Origin of the sequence: Streptomyces phytophilus (assembly GCF_013870535.1) — a bacterium.
Taxonomy (GTDB): Bacteria; Actinomycetota; Actinomycetes; order Streptomycetales; family Streptomycetaceae; genus Streptomyces; species Streptomyces phytophilus.
This window is the reverse complement of sequence record NZ_JACBXC010000550.1, coordinates 1-3,915: the sequence shown is the minus strand read 5'-3', so window position 1 is coordinate 3,915 and position 3,915 is coordinate 1. Positions and strand designations below refer to the sequence as shown.

The 3,915-nt window shown below is 71.9% G+C and carries 6 protein-coding genes; 2 read left to right on the top strand and 4 right to left on the bottom strand.

Annotated features, from left to right (window positions below):
- The first annotated feature begins 92 nt into the window (after positions 1 to 92).
- Positions 93 to 713, top strand: coding sequence for a YdeI/OmpD-associated family protein (locus H5J30_RS21090; protein WP_181788958.1), 621 nt, complete (start codon positions 93 to 95; stop codon positions 711 to 713).
- Between the two features lie 88 nt (positions 714 to 801).
- Here the strand turns inward: H5J30_RS21090 and H5J30_RS21085 are convergent, their stop codons facing one another.
- From H5J30_RS21085 to H5J30_RS21075, 3 genes are all read right to left on the bottom strand, one after another.
- On the bottom strand, positions 802 to 1,611 hold the full coding sequence (locus H5J30_RS21085; protein WP_181788957.1) for an SAM-dependent methyltransferase: 810 nt from the start codon (positions 1,609 to 1,611) through the stop codon (positions 802 to 804).
- Between the two features lie 194 nt (positions 1,612 to 1,805).
- Positions 1,806 to 2,054 carry a DUF397 domain-containing protein gene (locus tag H5J30_RS21080; RefSeq protein ID WP_037754506.1) on the bottom strand — a complete coding sequence of 83 codons (249 nt, stop codon included), beginning with the start codon at positions 2,052 to 2,054 and terminating at the stop codon, positions 1,806 to 1,808.
- A 2-nt stretch (positions 2,055 to 2,056) separates the two neighbouring features.
- Positions 2,057 to 2,929 carry a Sco1979 family transcriptional regulator gene (locus H5J30_RS21075; RefSeq protein ID WP_508470585.1) on the bottom strand — a complete coding sequence of 291 codons (873 nt, stop codon included), beginning with the start codon at positions 2,927 to 2,929 and terminating at the stop codon, positions 2,057 to 2,059.
- A 278-nt stretch (positions 2,930 to 3,207) separates the two neighbouring features.
- Here H5J30_RS21075 and H5J30_RS21070 point away from each other — a divergent pair, with 278 nt between their 5' ends.
- Positions 3,208 to 3,456, top strand: coding sequence for a hypothetical protein (locus tag H5J30_RS21070; RefSeq protein WP_181788956.1), 249 nt, complete (start codon positions 3,208 to 3,210; stop codon positions 3,454 to 3,456).
- Between the two features lie 93 nt (positions 3,457 to 3,549).
- Here the strand turns inward: H5J30_RS21070 and H5J30_RS21065 are convergent, their stop codons facing one another.
- A complete protein-coding gene (locus H5J30_RS21065; RefSeq protein ID WP_181788955.1) occupies positions 3,550 to 3,861 on the bottom strand; it encodes an L-rhamnose mutarotase in 312 nt (103 codons plus the stop codon).
- Positions 3,862 to 3,915: the final 54 nt, after the last annotated feature.

Here is a 3,915-nt window from a genome sequence, read left to right as displayed (position 1 = left end):
GCGGCGGGGCCCGGCATCCGCCCGTGCGGGCCGCACCGAAGATCGCCGGTGCGACGTACGGTGGCCGCAGCGGCGGCGAAAGGACACGTGGCATGGCATCCTCCGGCGACGAGACCCCCGGGGCCGGCTCCCCCGCCGCGGACTCCCCCGACGGCGCGCCCGTCCGCGCCTTCGCCGATCCGGCCGCACTGGAGTCCTGGCTCGACGAGCACCACGGCCTGCGGTCGGGGATGTGGCTCAAGGTGGCGAAGAAGGGGTCGGGGATCGCCTCCGTCACGTCGGCCGAGGTCGACGACGCGGTGCTGTGCTACGGCTGGATCACCGGCCTGCGCAGGCGGTACGACGACGCCCACTACCTGCAGAAGATCACGCCGCGCCGGGCGCGCAGCCAGTGGTCGCGGGTGAACGTGGACCGGGTCGGGGTCCTGACCGCGGCCGGGCGGATGCGCGGGCCGGGGCTCGCGGCGGTACGGGCCGCGCAGGCGGACGGGCGGTGGGAGGCGGCGTACGAGTCGCAGAAGAACGCCGAGGTGCCGCCCGACCTCGCGGAGGCGCTCGCGGGCAGCCCGCGGGCGGCGGCTTTCTTCGACGGGCTCGGCAGGACGGACCGCTACCGGGTCATCCTGCGGCTGCTGCGGGCGCGGACGGCGGAGAACCGGGCCGCGCAGCTGGCGCGGGTGGTCGGGATGCTGGAGGCCGGGCAGCGCCCGTAGCGCGGCGGCAGTCGGCGCGACGGGCACGGCACGGCGTACGGCGTACGGCGGAAGGAGAGCGGACGCGGCGCGAACGGCCGGCCCGGGGTCAGGACTTGTGCGCGACGCCGCCGTAGACGTCGGTGGGCTCCGGATCGGCACCGGCCCCGGGCCGCCACAGCGGGCAGGAGACTATCCCCGGCTCGATCAGCTCCAGACCGTCGTAGTACGCGCTGATCTCGTCGGGTGTGCGCAGCACGTACGGAATGGCGCCGGTGTCGTCGTAGCCCTGCTGGGCCTCCTGGAGCGCCTTGTCGGTCGCCGTGCTGTCGTAGTGCACGAAGTAGCTGCCGGAGGGCAGCGCGGCCTGCAGGCGGCGCACGATGGACTTGGCCTCTTCGTAGTCCTGGATGTGGCCGAGGATCCCCATCAGCATCAGGGCCACGGGGCGGTCGAAGTCGAGCGTCTCGCGGGCCTGTTCCAGGATCGTCTCGGGCTTGTGCAGGTCGGCGTCGACATAGGTGGTCACACCCTCGCGGGTGCTGGTCAGCAGCGCCTGGGCGTGCCGCAGCACTAACGGGTCGTTGTCGACGTAGACGATGCGCGACTCCGGTGCCAGCCGCTGGGCGACCTGGTGGGTGTTGTCGTAGGTCGGCAGGCCGGTGCCGATGTCCAGGAACTGGCGGATGCCGGCCTCACCCGCCACGTGGGTCACGGTGCGGATCAGGTAGTCGCGCGACGCCCGGGCCATCGTCTCGATGTTCGGGGCGATCTGCCGGTACTCGTCACCGGCCTGCCGGTCGACCGCGTAGTTGTCCTTCCCGCCCATCCAGTAGTTCCAGATCCGGGCCGAGTGCGGCACGGAAGTGTCGATCTTGGAGAGCGCCCCCTCGGCGGGGGTGGACTGGCCTTCTGCCATCGGGAATCTCCTGCCCTGCGGCGCGTCTTTGCTGCCGCCTAACGTACTGTCACTTCGCGGTCGTACGAGGGGTGTTCCGCCGGTTCCGCGGGGGCGGACCGGGGCGGATGGCGAGCGTTCGCGGGGCGTTTCGCCCGCGACCGCCCGCGACCGCCCGCGGTCCGCACCCGCGGCCGGCGGGTGGTGGCCGGTCGTCAGTCGACGAGGTAGTCGGCCTGGCCGTTCTTGGCGCCCTCCAGGAAGGCGACCATCTCTTCACGGGTGTAGACGAGGGCCGGTCCGGTCGGGTCGGTGGACTGGCGCAGCGCGATGCTGCCGTCGGGCAGGCGCTTGGCCTCCACGCAGCTCCCGCCGTTGGTGCCGCTCCAGGGCTTCTGCCAGCCCTCGGTGCCGAGTTCGGTTGCCGGGATGCCGCTGCGGAAGGTAGGGGGGTCGGCTCGCATGGTCAGTCGTACTCCTTACGCATCTCCACCAGGCGTGACCTGGTCCGGTCCACCGGATCGGCCTGGACGGCCATCCGGTCGAGTGTTTCCAGATACCCGACGACGTCCTCCGGCTGGTCCACGTAGACCGCGCCGGTGAGGTTCTCCGTGTAGACGATGTCGGGCAGTTCGGTGAAGCCGAAGCGGAAGTAGTGGAACGGGCCGAACGCGCCCGGGTGCGGCCCGGCCGAGAACGGCATGATCTGCAGCTTCACGTTCGGCAGCTCGATGGCTTCGATCAGGCGGTCTATCTGGGCCCGCATCACCTCCCGCCCGCCGACGGGCCGGCGCAGCACCGACTCCTCCAGCACGGCCCACATCGCGGGCGCCCTGGGCGAGTTCAGCAGGTCCGCGCGGGTCGTCCGCAGCGTCACACGCCGCTCGACGGCCTCGTCCGGCTCGTTGGGGAACCCGATGCGGAAGAGCGTGCGGGCGTAGTCCGCGGTCTGCAGCAGGCCGGGGACGTAGTGCGGCTCGTAGATGCGGATGACGGTGGCGTCGGTCTCCAGGCTCACGTACGCCCGGAACCAGTCGGGAAGGACGTTGCGGTACTTGTACCACCACCCTGGCTGGTTGGCCTCCTTGGCCATCCTGAGGAAGTCGTCGGTCTCGGCGCCGGAGACGCCGTAGGTGCGCAGCAGCTCCCGCACGTACGGGATGCGCAGGCCGACTTCCGCCTTCTCCATCCGCCGCACCGTCAACGGCGTGACGTCGATGGCCTCCGCGGCCTGGTCGAAGCTGACCTTCGCCTGCTCCCGCAGGTGCCGCAGCCGTTTGCCCAGGACCATGCGCAGCACGGTCGGGGCGCTGCCGCCACCCGAGCGTGTTTCGCTCACTTACCTGACCTCCCGGCACGGCTGCTACCCCCGGGAGTGTGCCACGGACGGCATGAAGCTGACAGGGGGGTCGCACACATTCTGAAATTATCAGGGCGATGCTTGCGGACTGCTGTTGTCGGCCGCCATAGTTGGGGGACCTGCCGACCATGCCGACCGCGCTCACGCCCCCACCGCGGTCCGGCCGCACGGCAGTTGGCGACTCCGGGACCCGTCGGCCGACCACCGCCGGGAGGGGGCACATCCTCGACCGCGTACGAACCTCCGAGGAGCGCATCGTGAGCAGCAGACTGGGCCTCGGCCTGGGGCACGAACGCCATCCGTTGCTGGGCAAGCTGGTGCTGGACCGGACCTCCGGCCGCACGGGCGTGCTCCGCGCCATCTGCCCCGAGCCCGAGACCCACCGGGTGTGGTCGACACCCGTCCTGCGCCAGGTCGCGGGTCCCCGGATGGCGTGGCTGGTCCCCGTGGGCGGCGGGGTGGAGTGGACGACGACCCCGGACGCCATCGAGGAGGCGACCGCCTGAGGGCGGGCCCAAGGGGCCGGTGTACGGGCGTACGAAGGACTCAGCCGCGCCGTTCGGCGCGGCTGGGGCTGCCGTCCGGGGCGGCGCGGGGGTTCAGAGTTCCCAGACGACGGGGAGGCCGGCGCTGCTGCCCTCGTCGGTGTAGTCGTGGACCACGTCCAGGAGTTCGGCCATGCGGGCCTGCCAGGTGACGTTCACCGGGAGGTGCTCCAGCTCGGCCAGGAGGCGTGCGTAGTCGTCGCACTCGATGACGTGGAAGAGGTCGGTGCCGCTGCGCCAGATGGTCCAGGTGGTGGCGCCCGCCCTGCGGATGGCCGCCACCAGCTCCCCGGGGACCTCGCGGTGGGCGGCCTCGTACTCCTCGATGCGGTCGGCGCGCACCTTCGTGCGCAGGGCGATCCTCATCGGCCCGGCTCCGGGGCCCGCAGGCGCAGGCCCTGCATGCCGCCGTCGACGGCC